This is a genomic window from Pseudomonas sp. NBRC 111123 (assembly GCF_001320205.1).
Classification (GTDB): Bacteria; Pseudomonadota; Gammaproteobacteria; order Pseudomonadales; family Pseudomonadaceae; genus Aquipseudomonas; species Aquipseudomonas putida_J.
In genome coordinates this window covers 1-22,102 of record NZ_BCAZ01000037.1, presented here as the reverse complement: position 1 = coordinate 22,102, position 22,102 = coordinate 1, and the positions used below count along the sequence as shown (strand labels likewise).

Below are 22,102 nucleotides of genomic sequence, written 5' to 3'. Positions count from 1 at the left end.
CCGGACCGGTCGGATAGGGCCGCAAAGCGGCCCCGTGCTCTTGAGGTCAGACGCGGAACTGGCTGACCAACATCTGCAGATGCCCACCCAGGCGCGCCAGTTCGACGCTGGACGCCGCTGTCTCGTCGCTGGCAGCGGCCGTCTGCTCCGATACATCCCTTACATTCAGAATGCTGCGGCTGATCTCTTCAGCCACCGCACTCTGCTGCTCGGCCGCCGCAGCGATCTGCTGGTTCATCGACTGGATGCTCGACACCGTGCTGGTGATGTTCTCCAGCGAAGTCCCGGCCTTGCGCGCCAGCTCCACACTGCTGTCGGTCAGCGTGCGGCTGCCCTGCATGGCATTGGCCACTTGCTGGGTACCGTGCTGCAGGCTGGCTACCAGCTCTTCGATCTCTTCGGTGGACTTCTGTGTGCGCTGGGCCAGGCCACGCACTTCATCGGCCACTACCGCAAAGCCACGGCCGGCCTCACCGGCACGGGCTGCCTCGATCGCGGCGTTCAGTGCCAGCAGGTTGGTCTGCTCGGCGACCGACTTGATCACGTCCATCACGCTGCCGATCTTCTGGCTTTCCTGCTGCAGCAGGTTCATGGCCTCGGTGGAGCGGTGCACTTCTTCGGCCAGGCGCTCGATCTGGCTGATCGCCTCGCCTACTACGCGGTCACCGGCACGGGCCTCGTCGTCGGCACCGGTGGCTGCGTGCGACGCTTGCTCAGCGTTGCGCGCCACTTCCTGAACTGTGGCGGCCATTTCGTGCATGGCGGTGGCCACCTGGTCGGTCTCGACTTTCTGGCTGTTGGCGCCAGCGCTGGTCTGCTCGGTTACCGCCGACAGCTCTTCGGCGGCACTGGCGATCTGGGTGACGCCGTCACGGATGCCGCTGATCAGGTCGCGCAGGGTGGTGCCCATGCGCGCGATGCCTTGTTGCAGTACACCAATCTCGTCGCGGCGGGTGACGCGCAGGTCGTGGGTCAGGTCGCCAGCGGCGATGCGTTCGACAGCTTGCAAGGTCTCGCGCAGTGGGCGGGTGATCTGGCGGGTGATGACAACCGCGGCGATCACGCCAGCCAGCAGCGCCAACAGTGTGGCGATGGTCTGCAGGCTGCGTGCCTGGGCGCTTTCGACGTCGCGGCGGTCAATCTGGATCTTGTACAGCGCGTCGCTGCGCTTGACGATGTCGGCACCCTCCACAGTCATTTCCGCACGGGCTACGTTAATGGCGGCGACCGCATCGCGGAACTGGCGCACGGCATCGCGGTAGGCCAGTACCGCCTGTTCGAACTGCTGAACACGGGGTGCCTCGGCCGGTAGCTGGCGCTTGAGGCTGTCGATGTCGGCCAGCGAACCTTCCAGTTGGCGCAGGGCGGCCTGCTCGTTGGCGGTGCTGTTGTCGGCAATGTAGCCGCGCACATCGACGCGCACCTGCAACAGTTGTTGGCGCGCCTTGCTGATCAGCTGGTACTGGGCCAGGCGCACGCTGTCAGCCTCGGGGCGGGACATGACGTCCTGGCTGAGCGTTTCCATCGCTTCATCGGCCTTGGCCGCCGACACGTTCATCGCATCGCGGGCGGCCAGCGAACTCTTGTAGCCGGCGCGCATCTTGTTCAGCGATACCTTGTATTCGCTGATGGTCTGCCCCAGCTCCTTGAGCAGCTCGACGTTGGCCGGGCTGGTGAAGGTGCTGACCAGGTATTCCTGCTGCTTGCTGAAGGCGTCGAGCTTGGCCTGTGTGTTGGCGGCGGCGGCATCATCGCCGTTGGCGATCATGTATTGCAGGCGCGCTACGCGCAGGTCGGTCAGGTCCTTGTTGAGCTGGCCGATGTCGCCCATCCAGTTGCTGCGGTCGATCAGGCTGCCCAGGCTGGTCCAGCCGGTCAGGGCCAGCAGGCCGGTAAGAAACAGCACCAGGCCGAAGCCCAGGCCGAGTTTGAGGTTGACGCTGATGTTGGCGAACCAGCTGTTCATGCACGCTCTCCAGAAAATTCATTCGCTCACTTGATCATCGATCGCAGGGCGTTGTTGTTCTGGGGCCTGCTGATTCGTGCAGGTGTTATCGGCACGACGAAGGGAAAGCTGAATCGCTTTTTCAGCTGATTTGTAACTTTGGTGATCGCAGGCGGCTGTGCAGCCCATCGCCGGCAAGCGCGGCGCCTACATCGATCAAACGGGGAGCCGCGCTTGCCGGCGATGGGCCGCAAAGCGGCCCCAAGATCTCAAAGGCTACGCGCGCTGAAGGTATCGCAGCTGTTCACATTACCCTGGGCAAACCCGGCCTTGAACCAGCGCACCCGCTGCGCCGAGGTGCCATGGGTGAACGAGTCGGGTACTACGCGCCCCTGGCCTTGCTGCTGCAGCCGGTCATCGCCAATGGCATTGGCCGCATTCAGCGCTTCTTCTACATCGCCAGGTTCCAGCCAGTTCAGCCGTTTCTGCGCCTGATACGCCCACACCCCGGCCAGGCAGTCAGCCTGAAGCTCCTGGCGCACCAGCAGGCCATTGTCGCCCTCCATGCGCTGGCCGCCGCGCCGTGCGGCATCGACCTTGGCCGACACACCAAGCAAGGTCTGCACGTGGTGGCCGATCTCGTGGGCGATCACGTAAGCCTGGGCGAAATCACCCGCTGCGGCGAAGCGGTTTTCCATCTCGCGGAAGAACGACATGTCCAGGTAGACACGTTGGTCCGCCGGGCAGTAGAAAGGCCCGACCGCCGCGGAAGCGAACCCGCAGGCGGAGTTCACCTGGCCGCTGAACAGCACCAGCTTGGGATCGCGGTATTGCTTGCCTGCCTGGGCAAACAGGGCCTTCCAGGTATCCTCGGTGTCACCCAGGATCGAGGCGACGAACTGCGCCTGCTCGTCATTGGCCGGCGGCGCCTTGCCGCCTGCGCCAGCCGGCGCTGCCTGATGTTGCTGCTGGTCCATCTGCCCTGTGAGCTGGCCGAGGATCTGCAGTGGGTCCTGGCCGGTGAGCCAGCCGATGCCAACGATCAGCAATATCGCCCCCAGCCCCAGCCCCTTGCCGCCGCCAAAGCGCATGCCGCCGCCACCGCCACCTTCGCCACGGGCATCGACCACGTTGTCGCTGCGCCGGCCTTTTCGCCATTCCATGAAGTGCTCTCCAGAGCGTGAAACATGGGGATAAAGATTAGTTCACCCCAGCCAAAGGTACTAATGCATAACCATTTGGTTATGTATTGGGTGGCTGATTTCAATATTCATCTGGCCCGACCTATCTGAAACTGCAAGTCCGCCTGCCGTGTACAGGCGTTTTCATAATTCCAAGAGAGGAATCCGGCATGCCCGCCCAGGACAACAGCCGCTTCGTGATCCGTGATCGCAACTGGCACCCCAAGGCCCTGACGCCTGACTACAAGACGTCCGTTGCCCGCTCGCCGCGCCAGGCACTGGTCAGTATCCCGCAGTCGATCAGCGAAACCACCGGCCCGGACTTTTCCCACCTGGGCTTCGGGGCCCACGACCATGACCTGCTGCTGAACTTCAACAACGGCGGCCTGCCGATCGGCGAGCGCATCATCGTTGCCGGCCGCGTCGTCGACCAGTACGGCAAGCCGGTACCGAATACCCTGGTGGAGATGTGGCAAGCCAATGCCGGCGGCCGTTATCGCCACAAGAACGACCGCTACCTGGCGCCGCTGGACCCGAATTTCGGTGGTGTCGGCCGCTGCCTGACCGACCGCGACGGTTACTACTGTTTCCGCACCATCAAGCCGGGCCCATACCCATGGCGCAATGGCCCGAACGACTGGCGCCCGGCGCACATCCACTTCGCCATCAGCGGCCCGTCGATCGCCACCAAGCTGATCACCCAGCTGTATTTCGAGGGCGACCCGCTGATCCCGATGTGCCCGATCGTCAAGTCGATCGCCAACCCCGAAGCGGTGCAGCAGTTGATTGCCAAGCTCGACATGAGCAACGCCAACCCGATGGACTGCCTGGCGTATCGCTTCGACATCGTGCTGCGCGGCCAGCGCAAGACCCACTTCGAAAACTGCTGAGGACCCCGCCATGCCTATCGAACTGCTGCCGGAAACCCCCTCGCAGACCGCCGGCCCCTACGTGCACATCGGCCTGGCCCTGGAAGCGGCCGGCAACCCGACCCGCGACCAGGAAATCTGGAACCGCCTGGCCAAGCCGGACGCTGCTGGCGAGCACATCCTGCTGATCGGCCAGGTGTATGACGGCAACGGCCACCTGGTGCGTGATTCGTTCCTGGAACTGTGGCAGGCCGATGCCAATGGCCAGTACCAGGATGCCTACAACCTGGAAAACGCTTTCAACAGTTTCGGCCGCACCGCCACCACCTTCGATGCCGGCGAGTGGACCGTGCACACGGTCAAGCCAGGTGTGGTGAACAATGCCGCAGGCGTGCCGATGGCGCCGCACATCAACATCAGCCTGTTTGCCCGGGGGATCAACATCCACCTGCACACGCGCCTGTATTTCGATGACGAGGCCGAGGCCAACGCGAAGTGCCCGGTGCTCAACCTGATCGAGCAGCCGCAGCGCCGCGAAACCTTGATTGCCAAGCGTTGCGAGGTGGACGGGAAGACGGCGTATCGCTTCGATATCCGCATTCAAGGGGAAGGAGAGACGGTGTTCTTCGACTTCTGATACATACCCTTGGGGCTGCGTTGCAGCCCATCGCGGCGCAAGGCCGCTCCTACAGGAATATGCATTCCCCTGTAGGGGCGGCCTTGTGCTGCGAAAGGGCCGCACAGCGACCCCAGCGATTTATCAGTCAGCGCCGAACCAGCAGGACGCCACTTTCCATGTGGTGGGTATAGGGGAACTGGTCGAACAACGCACAACGCTCGATGCGGTGCGTGTCCTGCAACTGGGCAATGTTCGCCGCCAGCGTCTCCGGGTTGCACGAGATGTACAGGATCCGCTCGAAACGCCGGGTCAGCTCGCAGGTGTCCGGGTCCATGCCGGCACGCGGTGGGTCGACGAACACCGTGCCGAACGCGTAGCTTTTCAGGTCAATCCCTTCCAGCCGGCGGAACGGGCGCACGTCATTCAGCGCCTGGGTCAGCTCTTCCGCCGACAGGCGCACCAGCCGCACGTTATCCACAGCGTTCTCGTCGAGGTTGCTCAGCGCGGCATTGACCGAGGTCTTGCTGATCTCGGTGGCCAGTACCTGGCGCACGCGTGTGGCCAGCGGCAGGGTGAAGTTGCCGTTGCCGCAATACAGCTCCAGCAGGTCGTCCTCACGCTCGCCGATGGCCTCGAAGGCCCAGCTCAGCATCTTCTGGTTCACCGCGCCGTTGGGCTGGGTGAACGCACCTTCTGGCTGGCGGTAACTGAACACACGGCCGGCGACATCGAGCTTTTCCACCGCGTAATCGCGGCCGATCACCAGGCGTTTGCCCTTCGAGCGGCCAATCAGGCTCACGCCGAGGTCTTCGGCCAGCTGCCGGGCAGCCACTTCCCAGGCTTCGTCCAGCGGGCGGTGGTAGCACATCGTGACCATGGCATCGCCGGCCAGGGTGGTGAGGAACTCCACCTGGAACAGGCGGTTGCTCAGCGCTTCGCTGGCCTGCCAGGCGGCTTTCAGGCGCGGCATCAACGCATTGATGCGCTGGCTGGCGATGGGGAAGTCGTCGATCAGGATCGCCTTGTGCTTATCGCCTGGGGCGAACATCGCATAGTGGCGCTGGCCCTCTTCACGCCACAGGCGGAACTCGGCGCGCAGCCGGTAGTGCTCGCGCGGCGAGTCGAAAACGGCCGGTTCCGGCGCGCCAAAGGGCGCCAGCAACTCGCGCAGGCGGGCGACTTTGCCCTCAAGCTGGGTGTCGTAGGCGGTGGGATCGAAGACAGCACTCATGCGTTGAACCAGCCCAGCTTGATGACGAACAGGATGGAAAGGATCACCAGGGCCGGGTTCAGGTCGCGGTGGCGGCCAGAGATCAGCTTGACGGCGGTCCAGGAGATGAAGCCGAAGGCAATGCCGTTGGCGATCGAGTAGGTCAGCGGCATGGCCAGGGCGGTCACCACCACCGGGGCGGCTTCGGTAACGTCGTCCCAGTTGATTTCCGCCAGGCCCGAAGCCATGAGCACGGCAACGAACAGCAGCGCCGGGGCGGTGGCGAAGGCGGGCACGCTACCGGCCAGCGGGGCAAAGAACAGCGCCAGCAGGAAGAGGATGGCGACCACGATGGCGGTCAGGCCGGTGCGGCCCCCGGCGCTCACGCCAGCAGCGGATTCGATGTAGCTGGTGGTGGTCGAGGTGCCCAGCAGGGAACCGGCCATGGCTGCGGTGCTGTCGGCGATCAGGGCGCGGCCCATCTTTGGCATGTGGCCATCCTTGCCCATCAGGCCGGCGCGCTTGGCCACACCGATCAGGGTGCCGGAATTGTCGAACAGGTCGACGAACAGGAAGGCGAAGATCACGCTCACCAGGCCCACGTCGAGGGCACCCTTGATATCCAGCTGCAGGAAGGTCGGTGCCAGCGAAGGCGGCATGGATACCACGCCACCGAACGGGGTCACGCCCATTACGATCGAGGCGATGGTGACGGCGAGGATGCCGATCAGCACCGCGCCTCGCACCTTCAGCGACTCGAGGCCAACGATAAGGAAGAAGCCCAGGGTAGCGAGGATCGGTGCCGGCTGCTTGAGGTCGCCCAGGCCCACCAAGGTTGCCGGGTTATCGACGACGATGCCGGCATTATGCAGGGCAATGAACGCCAGGAACAGGCCGATACCCGCAGCAATCGCCGAGCGCAGGGGCAGCGGGATACTGTTCACGATCCATTCGCGAATGCGGAAGATCGACAGCAGGAAGAACATCACCGCCGAGAGGAACACCGCGCCCAGTGCCACCTGCCAGGTGTGGCCCATGTGCAGGACCACCGTATAGGTGAAGAACGCGTTCAGGCCCATGCCCGGCGCCAGGGCGATCGGGTAGTTGGCGATCAGGCCCATGGTGGTCGAACCGATGGCGGCGGCCAGGCAGGTGGCGACGAAGATCGCGCCTTTGTCCATGCCGGTCTCGCCGAGAATGCTCGGGTTGACGAACAGGATGTAGGCCATGGCCAGGAAGGTGGTGACGCCCGCAAGAATCTCGGTGCGCACATTGGTGTTGTGTGCTTTTAGTTGAAACAGCCTTTCCAGCATGCCCGCTCCCCAGGGCGCCCTCGCGCCGTGAATGTATCGACCCCATCAGCAAAGCACAGACCGTAGCGGATGCCGTGGTTTTGTGTGGGGCGGAAAAAAGCCGCGCATCATACCAGCATGCTCGGCGGGGGCCTATCGCCGTTGGGGAATGGGTTACCTCTAGCCTGTGCCGGCCTCTTCGCGGGTAAACCCGCGCCCACAGGGATATAGCAAGGGCGGCCCCCTGTGGGAGCGGGTTTACCCGCGAAGAGGCCAGCACAGGAGAGCGAATTATTCGTTGTGCAACCGGTCTCGCTTGGCCAGTGTGGGGAACAACTTTATCCACACCCCGGTCACCACCAGCGTGCCGACCCCCCCCATCACCACCGCCGGCACCGTGCCGAACCAGTGCGCCGTCACCCCGGACTCGAACTCGCCCAGCTGGTTCGACGCGCCGATGAACAACCCGTTGACCGCGCTCACCCGCCCGCGCATCTCGTCCGGCGTCTCCAGCTGCACGAAGGCGCCACGGATGACCATGCTGATCATGTCCGCCGCGCCCAGCACCACAAGCACTGCCAGCGAGAACCAGAACGAGGTCGACAGACCAAAGGCAATGGTCGCCACGCCGAACAGCCCGACGGCGGTGAACATGGTGCGGCCGACCTTGCGCTCCACCGGGAACCGCGCCAGCCATAGCGACATCAGCAGTGCCCCCACCGCTGGCGCCGAGCGCAGCAGGCCCAGGCCCCATGGGCCGGTAAGCAGGATGTCCTTGGCAAACACCGGCAGCAAGGCGGTGGCGCCACCGAGCAGCACGGCGAACAGATCCAGCGAGATGGCCCCGAGAATGTCGGGTCGGCTGCGGATGAAGCGGATCCCGGCCATCAGCGATTCGATACTGGTGCGGCCACGCTGAGGTACCTGCTGGCGCGAGTCGAGGCTGAGCATCAGCAGGCAGGCGATGGCGTACAGGGCGACAGTCGGGCCGTACACCCAGATGCTGCCAAATGCGTACAGGAAGCCCCCTACGGCCGGGGCGACGATAGTGGCGGCCTGGGTCGCCGAGGCCGAAGCGGCTACCGCGCGCGGGAACAGCCCGGCAGGTACCACGTTAGGCAGCAGCGCCTGGGTCGCCGGCATCTCGAACGAGCGGGTGGCACCGAGCAGGAAGGCCAGCACGAAAATCAGTTCGCGGCTGACGTTGTCGGTGGCGCTGCCCACGGCCAGCGCCAGGGCGATCAACCCCTGCAAGGTCTGGCACAGCGCCGCGACCTTGCGCCGGTCATAGCGATCGGCGACGTGCCCGGTGTGCAGCATGAACAACACCCGCGGAGCGAATTCGACCAGGCCCACCAGGCCCAGGTCGAGCACATTGCCGGTCAGCTGGTAGAGATGCCAGCCAATGGCCACGGTGAGCATCTGGAAGCCGCTGGCGGTGAACACCCGGGCCAGCCAGAAAGCGATGAACGGGCGGTGATGACGCAACAACTGCGGTGCGGAATCGGACATCGGAAACCTGTTGGCCTCGGCGCAGTAGAGGGGCCCGCAGCGTATCATCTGTTTGTAACAAACGGTTACTGTTTGCCGTGATCGGCACTTTTTCACGTTTCGCGAAAGAGGGTGGGGCAACCGGTCACGCGGCAAACAACCACACGGCCCGGCGGGCCATTCGGGGCTATGCTTCCTAGTAATCGTTGACTTGGATCAATCGTTCCAGATCTAACGAATTGGCCCTCGGGCCGGAATCCCTGCGATCGAACAGAACAATTCCAACGTGCCGCACTCGACTACCGTGGGGGCAGTGGGCGACGGGGCCACAAGCCCGGACGCCGGATTATCTGAAGAGGAAGCACCATGTTCGGAATAGAGGCCTTAGAGCTCGCCCGAATGCAGTTTGCCTTTACCGTGTCGTTCCACATCCTGTTCCCGGCCATCACCATCGGCCTGGCGAGCTACCTGGCAGTCCTCGAAGGCCTCTGGCTGCGGACCCACTACCAGGTCTACCGTGATCTCTACCACTTCTGGTCGAAAATCTTCGCCGTCAACTTTGGCATGGGCGTGGTCTCCGGCCTGGTCATGGCTTACCAGTTCGGCACCAACTGGAGCCGGTTCTCGGACTTCGCCGGTGCCGTCACCGGCCCATTGTTGACGTATGAAGTGCTGACCGCCTTCTTCCTCGAGGCGGGCTTCCTTGGCGTCATGCTGTTCGGCTGGAACCGTGTCGGCCGTGGCCTGCACTTCTTTTCCACGGTGATGGTCGCGCTCGGCACCCTGGTCTCGACCTTCTGGATTCTGGCGTCCAACAGCTGGATGCAGACCCCTCAAGGCCACGAGATCATCGATGGCCGGGTGGTGCCAGTGGACTGGCTGGCGGTGGTGTTCAACCCATCGTTCCCCTATCGCCTGATGCACATGGCCACCGCCGCGTTCGTTTCCACGGCCTTCTTCGTCGGTGCCTCGGCGGCCTGGCACCTGCTGCGCGGGCGTGACAACCCGGCGGTGCGCAAGATGCTCTCGATGGCCATGTGGATGGCACTCATCGTCGCGCCGATCCAGGCGGTGATCGGTGACTTCCACGGCCTCAACACGCTCAAGCACCAGCCGGTGAAGATCGCTGCGATCGAAGGCCACTGGGAGAACGTGCCCGGTGAACCGACCCCGCTGATCTTGTTCGGCATCCCCGACATGAAGGCCGAAACCACCCGCTTCAAGATCGAGATCCCGGCGCTCGGCAGCCTGATCCTGACCCACAGCCTGGACAAACAGGTGCCGGCGATGAAGGAGTTCCCGCCTGAAGACCGGCCCAACTCGACCATCGTGTTCTGGTCGTTCCGGGTCATGGTCGGGCTCGGCTTCCTGATGATCTTCGTCGGCCTGTGGAGCCTGTGGCTGCGCAAGCGCGGCACACTCTACACCTCGCGGCCGTTCCTCTATGTGGCCCTGTGGATGGGCCCGTCTGGCCTGGTCGCGCTGCTCGCCGGCTGGTTCACCACCGAGATCGGCCGCCAGCCGTGGGTGGTGTATGGCCTGATGCGCACCGCCGATGGCGTGTCCAACCACAGTTATGCACAGCTCGGCTTCACCCTGGTGGCATTCGTGGTGGTGTACTTCGCCCTGTTCGGCACCGGCCTTGGCTACATGATGCGCCTGGTGCGCAAAGGGCCGCAGACGGGCGAGGGTGACGAGCACAACCCCGGAGGCCCTGGCACCACACGCACACCGGCGCGGCCGCTGTCTGCCGCTGATGATGGCCGTGAGGCCGAATCCGCCAGCCTGAGCAAGGGGAACTGAGCCATGGGTATCGACCTTCCGCTGATCTGGGCCGTGATCATCATCTTCGGCGTCATGATGTACGTGGTGATGGATGGCTTCGATCTGGGCATCGGCATGCTCTTCCCCTTCGTCAAGGGCGAGCGTGACCGCGATGTGATGATGAATACCGTTGCCCCCGTGTGGGACGGCAACGAAACCTGGCTGGTGCTGGGCGGCGCCGGGTTGTTCGGGGCGTTCCCGATGGCCTACGCCGTGGTGCTCGAAGCGTTGTACCTGCCGCTGATCCTGATGCTGATCGGCTTGATATTCCGTGGCGTGGCTTTCGAGTTCCGCTTCAAGGCCAAGGCCGACAAGCGTCACGTGTGGGACAAGGCGTTCATCGGTGGCTCACTGGTCGCCACCTTCTTTCAGGGCGTGGCGCTGGGGGCCTTCCTCGAAGGCTTCAAGGTAGTCGATCGGCATTTCGCCGGAGGCACCCTCGACTGGCTGACACCGTTCAGCCTGTTCTGCGGCCTTGGCTTGATCGTCGCCTACACCTTGCTGGGCTGCACCTGGCTGATCATGAAGACCGAGGGCGACTTGCAACTGAAGATGCACGACCTTGCCCGGCCGCTGGCGCTGGTACTGCTGGCAGTCATCGGCATCGTCAGCCTGTGGACCCCGATCGCTTATCCGCAGATTGCCGACCGCTGGTTCAGCATGCCCAACCTGTTCTGGTTCATGCCAGTGCCGCTGCTGGTCCTGGTGACCTTCTACGGTTTGCTCAAGGCGGTGGCACGCAATGCGCACTACACGCCATTCCTGCTCACCCTGGTATTGATCTTCCTGGGTTACAGCGGGCTGGGCATCAGCCTGTGGCCGAACATCATCCCGCCGTCGATCTCGATCTGGGAGGCCGCAGCGCCACCGCAGAGCCAGGGCTTCATGTTGGTGGGCACGTTGTTCATCCTGCCGTTCATCCTCATGTATACCTTCTGGAGCTACTACGTGTTCCGGGGCAAGGTGACCCATGAAGACGGCTATCACTAGGAGGGCGCCATGATGACCGGTAAACATGGCCTGGAAGAGAAGAAACCGCTGTGGCAGCGACTGGGTTGGCTGGTGCTGATCTGGGCGATGAGCGTGGCAGCGCTGGGCGTGGCGGCCTGGGTGATGAGGCTGTTCATGGGGGCAGCGGGCCTGACCACCCATTGATTCAGGCCTTCAGGGCCCTCTCGCCGGCTTGCCGGCGATTGGGCCCTGAACGTTCACTTGCGGGCTTTGAGGATCACGAACTTTGGCGTCGCCGCTACCTGCTCCACGCCACGGAACAACCGCGCCAGTTTGCTGTGATAGCCCAGGTGGCGATTACCGACGATGTAAAGTGCACCGCCCACCACCAGCGCCTCACGCGCCTGCTGGAACATGCGCCAGGCCAGGAAGTCACCCACCACCTGCTGCTGGTGGAACGGCGGGTTGCACAGCACCACATCCAGCGACTGTTTCTCCACCCCGGCCAGGCCATCACCCGGCATCACCGTTACCGGCCGCTCACCCAGGGCAGCCTGCCAGTTCTCCTGCGCCGATTGCACGGCCATGTACGATTCATCGACCAGGGTGAAGTGCGCGTCCGGGTTGGCCAGAGCGCTGGCAATGGCGAGCACGCCGTTGCCGCAGCCGAGGTCGGCAACGCGGGCGTTGCCCAGGTTGCGCGGCAAATGGGGGAGGAAGGCACGGGTGCCGATGTCCAGGCCCTCGCGGCAGAACACATTTGCATGGTTGAGCAGTTCAAGGGCCGGCGTATCGAGCAGATAGCGGGTCGGGTACGGCGACTTGGCAGCAGGGCGGTCGGCGACCGAGGCGGTCAGCAGGCGGGCCTTTTTCTGCGCCAGTGAGGCTTGCACCGGGCCGATGTACTTTTCCATCAGGTCGCCGGCCGCTCGCGGCAAGTGTTTGATCATGGCACCTGCAATCACCTGGGCGCCGGGTGCCAGGTGGCCTTGCAGGCGGATCAGTTGTTCTTCGAGCAGCGCCAAGGTCTTGGGCACGCGCACCAGCACGCGGTCGAACGGGCCTTGCCAGTGTTCGCTTGCCGGCACGAAGGGCACGCTGTCGAAGGCCTTGTCATTGCGTGCCAGGTTCTTCTCCAGGGCAATGCGCGCCAGGTGCGAATCGCCGCTGCTGACCACTTGCAGGTGCCCGGCCAGGCTGGCCGCCAGGGCGCCGAAACTGTCGTTGAGCACCAGCACGCGGCTGCCGGCTACCAAGCCCTGCGCGTGCAATTGCTCGAGCAGGTATTCATCGGCGGCATCGAAGGCCTGCAGCGGGTCGTTGGCCTGGTCCGGCTGTCGGATCAGGTCGAGTTCGGCGTAGGGGGTGGTCAACAGGGGCATGGCGTCTGGCTCGGGTACGGATCTGCCCACGGCGGTTCGCCACGAGCTTTGCTGCGCGATTCTACAGGGCTTTGCGCGACGCCGCAGGCCTGGCTAGTGTTCGATCAGGCCGCGCATCATGGCGGTGGCGATGGCACCGGCCTTGTTGGCGGCGTTGGTCTTGGTGATCACGCTGCGAATATGAAAGTTCACCGTACTCTGCGACAGCGACAGGATGCAGGCCACATCGGCTGCGGTCTTGCCGGCTGCCGACCACTTGAGCACTTCGATTTCGCGGTCGCTCATCTTCAGCGGCACACTGATTCTGGCCAAGTGATATTCACTGATGATCGCGTGCAGGGTGTGGCACAACCACTGCACCTTGCTGGCCTTGTCATACAGTTCGGCAATCTTCACTTCGCCCAGTGGCCGGCACACACTGACCTGGCTTTCGTTGTGCTGAAGGTCATGCAGGGATTGTGTCCAGCCATGGCGCAGGCCATGCGCGCAGGCTTGTTCGCGGTAGTGGGGCACGTCACGGTACAGTTCGTCGGTCCATAGCACCGGCATGGTCGAGGCGTGGCTACGGATAGCAGCAGCGTCCTGTTTGTAGAAGTCGTCGCGCTGATAACGCTCGATCCACTCGACGGGGTAGTTGCTGTAAAGGTACAAGTGGGGAGACTGGGCAGCGAGTTGAATGCGAAGCTTCAGGCCCATGAATTCCATGCCTAGGTCCTGGGCAAGGTGCACCGCAAGGTCGAACACCTTTTGCGGCGTGCTCTCGCTGACCAGCTTGTGAAGATGCTCATGGTTCCATTGAAACATCTCTCGACCTCCTCCCGTTTCTGGGATCCATTCCATTTGCTGCCGGGAGGAGTGTAGGAAAAGTCTGAGCGTTATGATGGGATTATTTGTAACAGCGGTTATGCGTTTATGACGTAACAATTGGGGCAGTAGGCTGTGCCCCTACACTCTTGCGGTTTTTATCCTGTCCGCTTTGCGCGACACTGGGCACACGCTATCGATGGAGCCCGTCATGACCGCCAGTGCCGACAAATTTACCTGCCAGACCCTGCTCGACGTCCAGCCGCTGACGCCGAACCTGTTCAGCCTGCGGGTTACGCGCGACCCAGGGTTTCGCTTTCGGGCCGGCCAGTTTGCCCGGCTGGGCGTGAGCAAGGCTGATGGCAGCGTGGTCTGGCGTGCCTACTCCATGGTCAGCGCCCCCCATGACGAATACCTCGACTTCTTTTCAATCGTAGTACCGGGTGGGGAGTTCACAAGTGAGCTGAGCCGTCTGGGAGAGGGCGATACCCTGTTGATCGACCGTCAGGCGTTCGGTTATCTGACCCTTGACCGCTTTGTCGGTGGCCGCGACCTGTGGCTGCTGGCCACCGGTACCGGCATTGCACCCTTCATGTCGATCCTGCAGGACTTCGAAGCCTGGGAGCGCTTCGACAACATAAAGCTGGTGTATTCGGTCCGTGAGGCGAAGGAGCTGGCGTATGTAGACGACATCGCCGGGTTGGAGCAGCGTGATTATCTGTCCGAATTTGCTGGCAAGCTGCAGTTCATTCCGGTGGTGACCCGTGAGCAGCACCCAGGGGCATTGAATGCGCGCATCACCACGCTGATCGAAAATGGCGAGCTGGAAAAGGCGGCAGGGCTGGAACTGTCGCCCGAGCATTCGCGGATCATGCTCTGTGGCAACCCGCAGATGATCGACGAGACACGCAAGGTGCTCAAAGCGCGTGACCTGCAACTGAGCCTGAGCAAGCGGCCGGGGCAGGTGGCGGTGGAAAACTACTGGTAATGCAGAGGGGCCGCGAAGCGGCCCCTGCTGTTTCAGGGCAGACGGTTCTGGTTCTGCGCCTTGAGCAGATCGCGGATCTCGGTCAGCAAGGTTTCCTGAGGCGTCGGCACCGGCGGAGTGGTGGGTGCAACGGCTTCTTCACGCTTGAGCTTGTTGATCGCTTTCACGCCCATGAAGATGGCGAAGGCGACGATGATGAAGTCGACCACGGTCTGGATGAACTTGCCGTAGGCCAGCACCACGGCCGGTACATCACCTTCAGCAGCCTTGAGGGTAATTGCCAGGTCGCTGAAGTCGACGCCGCCGATCAGCAGCCCCAGTGGTGGCATGACCACGTCCCCGACGAACGAGGAGACGATCTTGCCGAAGGCCGCGCCGATGATGATACCGACCGCCATGTCGACGACATTACCTTTGACCGCGAAGGCCTTGAACTCACTGAGCATGCCCATGTTTGATTCCTTGTAACAAATGGTGAGGTAAACGCAGTGTAAGCCACTCAAACGCTTCATGCGTTGGCTTCAGGGGTAGTGACTGCGGTTAGAACGAATAGTTTTGTCGCATCTCGACGCGTTCGAGACACGTCGCCCTCGGCTATGATGGCGGTTTTTTCCAGGAGACCCTGCCCCATGGCCAAGGCCAAGCGTTTGTATGGCTGCACCGAGTGCGGCGCGACCTTCCCCAAATGGGCCGGCCAGTGTGCCGACTGCGGGGCCTGGAACACCCTGGTCGAAACCATGATCGAAAGCGGCGGCGCGGCGGCCCCCAGCGGCCGCGCCGGCTGGACCGGGCAACAGGCGCAGATCAAGACCCTGGCCGAAGTCAGCGTCGAAGAAATCCCGCGCTTCACCACCAGCAGCACCGAACTCGACCGCGTACTCGGTGGTGGCCTGGTCGATGGCTCGGTGGTGCTGATCGGCGGTGACCCGGGGATCGGTAAATCGACCATCCTGCTGCAGACACTGTGCAACATCGCCGTGGGCCTGCCGGCGCTGTACGTCACCGGTGAGGAGTCGCAGCAACAGGTGGCCATGCGTTCGCGGCGCCTGGGCTTGCCCCAGGACCAGCTCAAGGTGATGACGGAGACCTGCATCGAAACCATCATCGCCACTGCGCGGGTAGAAAAGCCCCGGGTCATGGTGATCGACTCGATCCAGACCATCTTTACCGAGCAGTTGCAGTCCGCCCCTGGCGGTGTGGCCCAGGTGCGCGAAAGCACGGCCTTGCTGGTGCGTTATGCCAAGCAGAGCGGCACGGCGATCTTCCTGGTTGGCCACGTCACCAAGGAAGGCTCGCTGGCTGGGCCGCGGGTGCTGGAGCACATGGTCGATACCGTGCTGTATTTCGAGGGCGAGTCCGACGGCCGCCTGCGGCTGTTGCGGGCAGTGAAGAACCGCTTCGGCGCGGTCAACGAACTGGGCGTGTTCGGCATGACCGACCGTGGCCTGAAAGAGGTTTCCAACCCCTCTGCGATCTTCCTTAATCGCACCCAGGAAGAAGTGCCGGGGAGTGTGGTCATGGCCACCTGGGAAGGCACCCGGCCGATGCTGGTAGAGGTGCAGGCGCTGGTCGATGACAGCCACCTGGCCAACCCTCGGCGGGTCACCCTGGGCCTGGACCAGAACCGCCTGGCCATGCTGCTGGCGGTACTGCACCGCCATGGTGGCATTCCTACCCATGACCAGGACGTGTTTCTTAACGTGGTCGGTGGGGTGAAGGTGCTGGAGACGGCTTCGGACCTGGCGCTGCTGGCGGCGGTGATGTCCAGCCTGCGCAACCGGCCGTTGGCCCATGGGCTGCTGGTGTTTGGCGAGATTGGCTTGTCGGGCGAGGTGCGGCCAGTGCCCAGTGGCCAGGAGCGCTTGAAGGAAGCAGCCAAGCACGGCTTCAAGCGCGCCATCGTGCCCAAGGGCAATGCGCCGAAGGAGCCGCCAGCAGGGTTGCAGGTCATTGCAGTGACCCGGTTGGAGCAGGCTCTGGATGCGCTGTTCGAGTAAATGAAAAAGGGGAGCCGACGATGCGCATCGGCTCCCCCCACCTCACCGCTCAGTCAGCGGTCAATGCTCGGCAACAGCACTGCGCCTGGGCGCCTGGTTGCCGTGCTCGTCCAGCTCCATTACCGGCACTTCGTTGCCATCGGCATCGAACAGCTTGCCATCCTTGAAGTAGTCACCATCACGCAGGCACGAGATGTCCGAATACTGGATGGTGCGCTCGTAGGCTGCGGCGAATACCGACTGGTTCTCCGAGTTGCCCGTCTTGAAGTGGTTGAACAGCAGGTTCAGCAGGATGGCCATGATTGCCGCCGAGCTGATGCCGGAGTGGAAGATGGTCTCGAACCAGTTAGGGAACTGGTGGTAGAAGGTCGGCGCAGCGATCGGGATCATGCCGAAGCCCAGCGAGGCGGCGACGATGATCAGGTTGACGTTGTTCTTGTAATTGACCTTCGACAGGGTGCGGATGCCGCTGGCGGCCACGGTGCCGAACAGCACAATGCCCGCGCCACCCAGCACTGGAGTCGGTACGGCGGCAATCACCCGGCCCATCACTGGCAACAGGCCCAGCACCACCAGGATCACGCCACCGGTGGCCACCACATAGCGGCTCTTGACCCCGGTCACGGCCACCAGGCCGACGTTCTGGGCGAAGGCGCTCTGGGTGAACGAGCCGAAGATCGGCGCCAGAATGCTCGATGCCATGTCGGCCCGCAGGCCATTGCCCAGGCGCTTGGAGTCGACCTTGGTGTCGATGATCTCACCCACGGCGAGGATGTCGGCCGAGGTTTCCACCAAGGTCACCATGATCACGATGCACATCGACAGGATCGCGGCGATGTGGAATTCCGGCATGCCGAAGTGGAACGGGGTAGGGAAGGCGAACATCGAGCCTTGGCTGACCTTGCTGAAGTCGGTCATGCCCAGCGCCCAGGCGATCAGCGTGCCGATCACCATGGCCAGCAGAATCGACAGGCGCGAGATGGTCGCGCTGCCCAGCTTGCTCAGCACCAGCACGATGGCGAAGGTCAAGCCGGCCAGGCCGATGTTGGCCATGCTACCGAACTCCGGTGAGGCACTGTTGCCGCCCATCACCCAGCGCGCAGCGACCGGCATCAGGGTCAGGCCAATGGTGGTGATGACGATGCCGGTCACCAGCGGCGGGAAGAACTTGGTGATGCGCGAAAACACTGGGGTGATCAGGAAGCCGATCAACGAAGCCGCCATGACTGCGCCGAGCACGCCCGGCAAGCCGCCACCGCCCTCGCTGCTGAGGATGGCACCCATGGTCGCCACACCGGCGAACGATACGCCCTGTACCAGCGGCAGCTGGCAACCGAAGAACGGGATGCCCAGCGTCTGCAACAGGGTCGCCAGGCCACCGGCAAACAGCGAAGCGGCAATCAGCATGCCGATCTCGGCACCGTTGAGGCCGGCGGCCTGGCCCAGGATCAGGGGTACCGCGACGATCCCGCCATACATGGTCAGCACATGCTGCAGACCATAGGCCAGGTTGGCACCAAGCCCGAGGTTTTCATCCTCGGGGCGCTTGGCGGGAGACGTGCTAGGGGACGTAGTCATGGAGCAGGCTCTCTGTTTATTGTTGTGGCGTTACTGTAGACATTTCCTACAAATGATTGCTACATAAATTGTATACAATATTTTGATCGGAGCGCGGACAGCTAGCCTTGCAATGTGTGCAGGACGGCAATGCAGATCGCGTACCAAGTCGTCAGAGGCTGTATTAGAAGGGTGTGTACAAAGCGTCAATGCCCAGGCATAAAGCTGTCTGGGTAGACAAGAAACAATAGGTGGGGATGCTGTTAGCTAGCTAAGAGATTCCATTATTCGATGAGTTCGCGCAGCTCACGCATCATTTCGGTGCTGTCGGCTACGTTCAGTTCCACAAGACGGTGCAGGTGGGTCATCGATTCGACGTCTATATAGAGGCAGACGAAACCCAGGCGGGTTGCTTCTTCATGGCGTAATTCCACCTGCATCTGCACGCGCACATTGCGGTCGAGGTGGATGATCGCGTCGAAATCCTGGGTCAGGTCGGCATCCCAGGGCGAAGGGCATTCGATCAGCAGGCCCTTGAGCGACAGGTCCAGCAGCTTCACCGGCCAACGGCGATCGCCCTGGCGCAATTCGGTAGGGGCGTCGAAATCGATGCGCTGGAAACGGCGGCGTTCGTCGGCAGAAGTGGTCATGGCAGGCCCCTCGTCAGTTGCTCTGACTATAGACCAGCCATGGCCTCTTCTGCCTCATGACGAGCGACAAGGTGCCGTCTACGGGAGTCGCCCGGTCCCACCTTTAATTGGAGACGAAATTCAGGTCGACCACCTGATAGAAGGCTTTATCGGTCTCGGCAATTTCCCATACCCCAAGCAGCACATGATAACCGTCGCGCTCAGGCATCTTCAGGGTGTGCTTGGTCGGTTGCTCCGGCCACATTTCTTCGTCCGAGTAGCTCCAATAAGGTTGTCTATCATTGAGGAAGGTGGCGAAGGGTTCAGGTTCGAACTGTGCACGCGACAGCGGCTGCGTCGAGTCCCATCCGGCTTTGGTAATGAAGTAGTTGAAACGGCGGTACTTGTGGCGCGCACTGAAGCTCCACACGAACTCCAGCGGAGTGCCGCTGGTCACATCATGCTTGTCCCAGGCCACATCTGTGCGGTCCAGGTAGGCAGCGCCCGGCCTTTCGCCGCTGGCAATCTTGCCATCGACCGGTGGCGCAATATTCTTCACGTCGTCTTTGGCATAGGGATCGGCCAGCCCGCCCGTGGTCTTCGGGAAGAATTTGCCGCTTTCGATGCCGTTGTGAAGATTTCCCTCAATAAGGTGTTTTTCCTCTGCGAAGGTCGCTCGGGACTTGGGCGTTGAGATCGAGCCATGGGTGGGTTCGATTGGGCCTGAGTCACGCGTGGATTTACTCTTATCCTGAGTCATCGTTACTCCCTGCTGGTTATCCTATGATCGACGCACGGTTCGAGCTTTTGCGTACTCGATCCTGTGAGTCATTCCGTGACAACTGGTTTGCGTGATCATTGAATGCGTGGGGGGCCTTCCTGCGCAACTGGCAGAAATGACAGGTCAGCCCAACTGAACTTCTGCGGGTAGTAGCGTGCTAGAGCGCGTGCTGGTCAGTGGCTGAGTGCCAAATCGGGATGGTAAAGCCGTCAAGCAGGCCCTAGACTCAAGGGGATGTCTATTCCAACCACTTAGCTGGAAGCATGCCATGAACAACAATAACAGCCTGCTACGCCACATCCCGTGGCTGGCGCTGGCGGTCATAGGGGCCTGCGCGCTGGGTGTCGTCGCCCTGCGTCGCGGCGAGGCGATCAATGCCTTGTGGATCGTGGTCGCTGCGGTGGCCATCTACCTGGTCGCCTATCGTTACTACAGCCTTTTCATCGCCACCAAGGTGATGCAACTCGACCCCCGCCGAGCTACCCCTGCTGTGCTCAACAACGACGGACTGGACTACGTTCCGACCAACAAACACATTCTCTTCGGTCACCACTTCGCCGCCATCGCTGGCGCCGGCCCGCTGGTTGGCCCCGTACTCGCTGCACAAATGGGCTACCTGCCCGGTACGCTGTGGCTGATCGCCGGCGTGGTGCTGGCCGGTGCGGTGCAGGACTTCATGGTCCTGTTCCTGTCCACTCGCCGTAACGGCCGCTCGCTGGGCGACATGGTGCGTGAGGAGATGGGCCGCATCCCGGGGACCATTGCCCTGTTCGGCTGCTTCCTGATCATGATCATCATCCTCGCGGTGCTGGCGCTGATCGTGGTCAAAGCCTTGGCCGAGAGCCCATGGGGCATGTTCACGGTGATGGCGACCATCCCGATCGCGATGTTCATGGGCATTTACATGCGCTACATCCGCCCGGGCCGTATCGGCGAAATCTCGGTAGTCGGCGTGGTACTGCTGCTGGCGTCGATCTGGCTGGGGGGCCAGATTGCCGCCGATCCGGTCTGGGGCCCGGCATTTACCTTCACTGGCGTGCAGATCACCTGGATGCTGGTGGGTTACGGTTTCGTCGCTGCTGTACTGCCGGTATGGCTGGTACTGGCGCCGCGTGACTACCTGTCGACCTTCCTCAAGATCGGTACCATCATTGCCCTGGCCATCGGCATCCTGGTAACCATGCCCGAGCTGAAAATGCCGGCGCTGACCCAGTTCACCGACGGCACCGGCCCGGTGTGGAAGGGCACCCTGTTCCCGTTCCTGTTCATCACCATCGCCTGTGGCGCGGTGTCGGGCTTCCATGCGCTGATCTCTTCGGGGACCACGCCAAAGCTGCTGGACAACGAAGCCAACGCCCGTTACATCGGCTACGGCGGCATGCTGATGGAGTCGTTCGTCGCCATCATGGCCATGGTTGCTGCCTCGGTGATCGAGCCGGGCGTGTACTTCGCCATGAACAGCCCGGCCGCGGTGGTTGGCGCTGACGTTGCTTCGGTGGCGCAAACCGTCAGCAGTTGGGGCTTCATGATCACCCCTGAGCAGCTCGAAGCGGTCGCCCGCGACATCGGCGAGCACACGGTACTCGCCCGTGCCGGTGGTGCTCCAACCTTGGCAGTGGGTATCGCGCAGATCCTGCACCAGGTGCTGCCGGGTGAAAACACCATGGCCTTCTGGTACCACTTCGCGATCCTGTTCGAAGCATTGTTCATCCTCACCGCGGTAGACGCCGGTACCCGTGCCGGTCGCTTCATGCTGCAGGACCTGCTGGGCAGCTTCGTGCCAGCCCTCAAGCGTACCGAGTCGTGGACTGCCAACCTGATCGGTACCGCCGGTTGCGTGGCGCTGTGGGGCTACCTGCTGTACCAGGGCGTGATCGACCCGCTGGGTGGCATCAACACCCTGTGGCCGCTGTTTGGTATCTCCAACCAGATGCTCGCGGGTATCGCGTTGATGCTCGGCACCGTGGTGCTGATCAAGATGAAGCGCGAGCGCTACATCTGGGTCACCCTGCTGCCGGCTGCCTGGCTGCTGATCTGCACCACTGCAGCGGGCCTGATCAAGCTGTTCGACCCGAACCCGGCTGTCGGCTTCCTGGCATTGGCCAAGAAGTACAGCACCGCGCTGGACGCCGGTCAGGTGCTGGCCCCGGCCAAGGACATCAACCAGATGCAGCACGTGATCTTCAACGCCTACACCAACGCCGGCCTGACGATTCTGTTCCTGCTGGTGGTGTTCAGCGTGCTGTTCTTCGCCCTCAAGGTCGGCTACGCCGCCCTTGGCCGCAAAGAGCGCACCGACAAGGAAACCCCATTCCAGGCCCTGCCTGACGCTTGAGAGGACTGCAGTGATGTTCAACGACCTGGGTCGACTGGGTAAATACCTGGGGCAGGCAGCCCGCCTGATGGTCGGCATGCCCGACTACGACAACTACGTCGAGCACATGCAGGCCAAGCACCCGGACAAGCCGGTGATGAGCTACGAGGCGTTCTTCCGGGAACGCCAGGAAGCGCGTTATGGTGGCAAGTCCGGGCCCAAGTGCTGTTGAGCCGGATGCCGGCGCGGTCCATGTAGGAGCGGCCTT

General features: G+C 62.7%; 20 protein-coding genes. 9 read left to right on the top strand and 11 right to left on the bottom strand.

The features are described 5' to 3' along the window. Positions 1–46: 46 nt before the first annotated feature. Together APH27_RS18260 and APH27_RS18255 are read right to left on the bottom strand one after the other, a co-directional pair. Positions 47–1,966, bottom strand: coding sequence for a methyl-accepting chemotaxis protein (locus APH27_RS18260; RefSeq protein ID WP_027918394.1), 1,920 nt, complete (start codon positions 1,964–1,966; stop codon positions 47–49). Positions 1,967–2,214: 248 nt separating this feature from the next. Continuing rightward, positions 2,215–3,108 carry a neutral zinc metallopeptidase gene (locus tag APH27_RS18255; protein ID WP_060485571.1) on the bottom strand — a complete coding sequence of 298 codons (894 nt, stop codon included), beginning with the start codon at positions 3,106–3,108 and terminating at the stop codon, positions 2,215–2,217. 188 nt (positions 3,109–3,296) lie between these two features. On the opposite strand from APH27_RS18255, the gene pcaH reads away from it, so the two are divergent. Together pcaH and pcaG are read left to right on the top strand one after the other, a co-directional pair. After that, a complete protein-coding gene (gene pcaH / locus APH27_RS18250; protein WP_060485570.1) occupies positions 3,297–4,016 on the top strand; it encodes a protocatechuate 3,4-dioxygenase subunit beta in 720 nt (239 codons plus the stop codon). A gap of 10 nt (positions 4,017–4,026) precedes the next feature. After that, complete coding sequence (gene pcaG, locus APH27_RS18245; protein ID WP_027918397.1) at positions 4,027–4,632, top strand: protocatechuate 3,4-dioxygenase subunit alpha; 606 nt, start codon at positions 4,027–4,029, stop codon at positions 4,630–4,632. A 127-nt stretch (positions 4,633–4,759) separates the two neighbouring features. On the opposite strand, the gene trmA is transcribed toward pcaG, so the two are convergent. The 3 genes from trmA to APH27_RS18230 all read right to left on the bottom strand — a co-directional run bounded on the left by trmA (position 4,760) and on the right by APH27_RS18230 (position 8,628). Next, complete coding sequence (gene trmA / locus APH27_RS18240; protein ID WP_027918398.1) at positions 4,760–5,845, bottom strand: tRNA (uridine(54)-C5)-methyltransferase TrmA; 1,086 nt, start codon at positions 5,843–5,845, stop codon at positions 4,760–4,762. Further along, complete coding sequence (locus tag APH27_RS18235) at positions 5,842–7,137, bottom strand: NCS2 family permease (protein ID WP_027918399.1); 1,296 nt, start codon at positions 7,135–7,137, stop codon at positions 5,842–5,844. The genes trmA and APH27_RS18235 overlap by 4 nt, the downstream gene beginning before the upstream one ends. A 270-nt stretch (positions 7,138–7,407) precedes the next feature. Next, positions 7,408–8,628, bottom strand: a complete 1,221-nt coding sequence (locus APH27_RS18230; protein ID WP_060485569.1) for an MFS transporter — start codon at positions 8,626–8,628, stop codon at positions 7,408–7,410. A gap of 345 nt (positions 8,629–8,973) precedes the next feature. Here APH27_RS18230 and APH27_RS18225 point away from each other — a divergent pair, with 345 nt between their 5' ends. The 3 genes from APH27_RS18225 to APH27_RS18215 are packed head-to-tail and all read left to right on the top strand — an operon-like array spanning position 8,974 to position 11,586. Beyond that, complete coding sequence (locus APH27_RS18225; protein ID WP_060485568.1) at positions 8,974–10,410, top strand: cytochrome ubiquinol oxidase subunit I; 1,437 nt, start codon at positions 8,974–8,976, stop codon at positions 10,408–10,410. 3 nt (positions 10,411–10,413) lie between these two features. Continuing rightward, on the top strand, positions 10,414–11,421 hold the full coding sequence (cydB, locus tag APH27_RS18220) for a cytochrome d ubiquinol oxidase subunit II (protein WP_060485567.1): 1,008 nt from the start codon (positions 10,414–10,416) through the stop codon (positions 11,419–11,421). A 9-nt stretch (positions 11,422–11,430) separates the two neighbouring features. Continuing rightward, a complete protein-coding gene (locus tag APH27_RS18215; protein ID WP_016489104.1) occupies positions 11,431–11,586 on the top strand; it encodes a DUF2474 domain-containing protein in 156 nt (51 codons plus the stop codon). Positions 11,587–11,639: 53 nt separating this feature from the next. Here APH27_RS18215 and APH27_RS18210 read toward each other — a convergent pair whose 3' ends face one another. Then, a complete protein-coding gene (locus APH27_RS18210) occupies positions 11,640–12,764 on the bottom strand; it encodes a methyltransferase (RefSeq protein WP_027918403.1) in 1,125 nt (374 codons plus the stop codon). A 93-nt stretch (positions 12,765–12,857) separates the two neighbouring features. After that, positions 12,858–13,568, bottom strand: coding sequence for an autoinducer binding domain-containing protein (locus tag APH27_RS18205; RefSeq protein ID WP_027918404.1), 711 nt, complete (start codon positions 13,566–13,568; stop codon positions 12,858–12,860). 211 nt (positions 13,569–13,779) lie between these two features. Here APH27_RS18205 and APH27_RS18200 point away from each other — a divergent pair, with 211 nt between their 5' ends. Next, a complete protein-coding gene (locus APH27_RS18200) occupies positions 13,780–14,556 on the top strand; it encodes a ferredoxin--NADP reductase (RefSeq protein WP_027918405.1) in 777 nt (258 codons plus the stop codon). A 32-nt stretch (positions 14,557–14,588) separates the two neighbouring features. On the opposite strand, the gene mscL is transcribed toward APH27_RS18200, so the two are convergent. After that, positions 14,589–15,008, bottom strand: a complete 420-nt coding sequence (gene mscL / locus APH27_RS18195; protein WP_027918406.1) for a large-conductance mechanosensitive channel protein MscL — start codon at positions 15,006–15,008, stop codon at positions 14,589–14,591. A gap of 177 nt (positions 15,009–15,185) precedes the next feature. Between mscL and radA the strand changes: the two genes are divergently transcribed. Then, the gene (gene radA / locus APH27_RS18190; protein ID WP_060485566.1) at positions 15,186–16,553 is read left to right on the top strand and encodes a DNA repair protein RadA; all 1,368 of its coding nucleotides are present in this window, start codon (positions 15,186–15,188) and stop codon (positions 16,551–16,553) included. 60 nt (positions 16,554–16,613) lie between these two features. Here radA and APH27_RS18185 read toward each other — a convergent pair whose 3' ends face one another. From APH27_RS18185 to APH27_RS18175, 3 genes are all read right to left on the bottom strand, one after another. Then, positions 16,614–18,131, bottom strand: a complete 1,518-nt coding sequence (locus APH27_RS18185; RefSeq protein ID WP_060485565.1) for a nucleobase:cation symporter-2 family protein — start codon at positions 18,129–18,131, stop codon at positions 16,614–16,616. Positions 18,132–18,394: 263 nt separating this feature from the next. Further along, the gene (locus tag APH27_RS18180) at positions 18,395–18,760 is read right to left on the bottom strand and encodes a PilZ domain-containing protein (RefSeq protein ID WP_060485564.1); all 366 of its coding nucleotides are present in this window, start codon (positions 18,758–18,760) and stop codon (positions 18,395–18,397) included. A gap of 103 nt (positions 18,761–18,863) precedes the next feature. Next, entirely contained in the window at positions 18,864–19,499 is a 636-nt protein-coding gene (locus APH27_RS18175) for a lytic polysaccharide monooxygenase auxiliary activity family 9 protein (protein ID WP_060485563.1), read from the bottom strand. A 289-nt stretch (positions 19,500–19,788) separates the two neighbouring features. On the opposite strand from APH27_RS18175, the gene APH27_RS18170 reads away from it, so the two are divergent. Both APH27_RS18170 and APH27_RS18165 read left to right on the top strand, forming a co-directional pair. Continuing rightward, entirely contained in the window at positions 19,789–21,855 is a 2,067-nt protein-coding gene (locus tag APH27_RS18170; RefSeq protein WP_027918411.1) for a carbon starvation CstA family protein, read from the top strand. A 13-nt stretch (positions 21,856–21,868) separates the two neighbouring features. Continuing rightward, entirely contained in the window at positions 21,869–22,066 is a 198-nt protein-coding gene (locus APH27_RS18165) for a YbdD/YjiX family protein (protein ID WP_027918412.1), read from the top strand. Positions 22,067–22,102: the final 36 nt, after the last annotated feature.